The 1,385-nt window shown below is 65.8% G+C and carries 2 protein-coding genes; one reads left to right on the forward strand and one right to left on the reverse strand.

The window, feature by feature from the left end; translation table 11 throughout:
* A partial coding sequence (locus G3N99_RS40115) for a PTS glucose/sucrose transporter subunit IIB (protein ID WP_206125180.1) occupies positions 1 to 300 on the reverse strand: 300 nt, incomplete at its 3' end.
* 316 nt (positions 301 to 616) lie between these two features.
* Between G3N99_RS40115 and murQ the strand changes: the two genes are divergently transcribed.
* Positions 617 to 1,385 (forward strand): N-acetylmuramic acid 6-phosphate etherase (murQ, locus tag G3N99_RS40120; protein WP_206125181.1); only part of this gene is annotated, 769 nt, incomplete at its 3' end.

Here is a 1,385-nt window from a genome sequence, read left to right on the forward strand (position 1 = left end):
GGCATCGGCCGGTACGGCCGCGGCTTGCGCCGGCTGCTCGGCCAGCACGGCGGCAAAGGCGGCCGACGCCTGCGCAACCGCCCCTGGGCCGATCACGATCTGCAAAGGCTCGCCGTGCACGACGCCCAGCACCGCCGGCAACGCCTTCAGCGCCGCGACGTCGGCCCGGTCGGGATCGACGAGCACCAGGCGCAGCCGCGTCATGCAATGAAAATGACGGCGGACGTTCGACGCCCCGCCGATCGCCCCGAGTATTGCGCGAGCCAGCGCGTCGAATCGCGCGCTCTCATCCGAAGTCATGCCTTGCTCCTACAGATCGGTCCGTTGAATCACGCCTGCCCGCCGCTCAGGGCGGCTCGCACAGGCTCCATGCGAAAGGTATGGTTTCGCAATAATTGGACCGTACCAAATATCAAGAAGCTCGCAAAATCGTTCTTCTGATATCGATATTCCCTGTTCGGGGAAATCTCTTGAAATCCACGTGTTCATGGGGCTGTCCCGGTTGATTCGCAGCGCGCAGCCCGGCTCTCGAAGCGATCACGGCCTCCATACCTATTTCAAAACATGTCCGTACCAATTATCATGAGACGAACTTCTTCCGGGAGAGCGCACGGCCATGCATCTGGAGCACCTTGTCACCGAGCAGCCCAACGGGCAAAGCGCGAATCTCGACGCGCTCGGCATCCCTGAAGCGCTGGCGCTGATGAACCGCGAGGACGCCGGCATCGCAGCACGCGTCGCGCACGCGCTGCCGGCGATCGCTTCCGGCGTGACGGTGATTGCCGACGCGCTGCGCGTGGGCGGGCGGCTGATCTACATCGGCGCCGGCAACAGCGGCCGCATCGGTTATCTCGACGCGCTCGAATGCCAGCCCACGTTCGGCACACAGCCGGGCGAGATCATCGGCATCGTCGCGGGCGGGTTCGCGGGCATCACGGAGTCGGTCGAGGATTCGGACACGCGTGGCCGCCAGGATCTCGATGCGGCCGGGCTCGCACGCGGCGACGTGGTCGTCGGGCTTACCGCGAGCGGACGCACGCCATACGTGCTCGGCGCACTGCGTCATGCACGAGACACCGGGTGCCGGACCATCGCCGTCGCGTGCAACGTGGGCAGCGAGGCGGCCGCGCTCGCCGACGTGGCGATCGAGGTCGACTGCGGCCCCGAGGTGTTGACGGGCTCCACACGACTGAAGGCCGGCACTGCGCAGAAAATGATCTGCAACATGCTGTCGACGATTTCGATGGTGGCGCTCGGCAAGACGTACGGCAACCTGATGGTCGACGTCCAGGTTCATAATCACAAGCTTCGCCGGCGGGCGATCGGCATCGTGTCGCAAGCGGCCGGCGTGCCCACCGACGTGGCGGAGCGCGCGCTCGAACAGG

The organism is Burkholderia sp. Ac-20392 (genome assembly GCF_017104585.1).
GTDB classification, from domain to species: Bacteria; Pseudomonadota; Gammaproteobacteria; order Burkholderiales; family Burkholderiaceae; genus Burkholderia; species Burkholderia lata.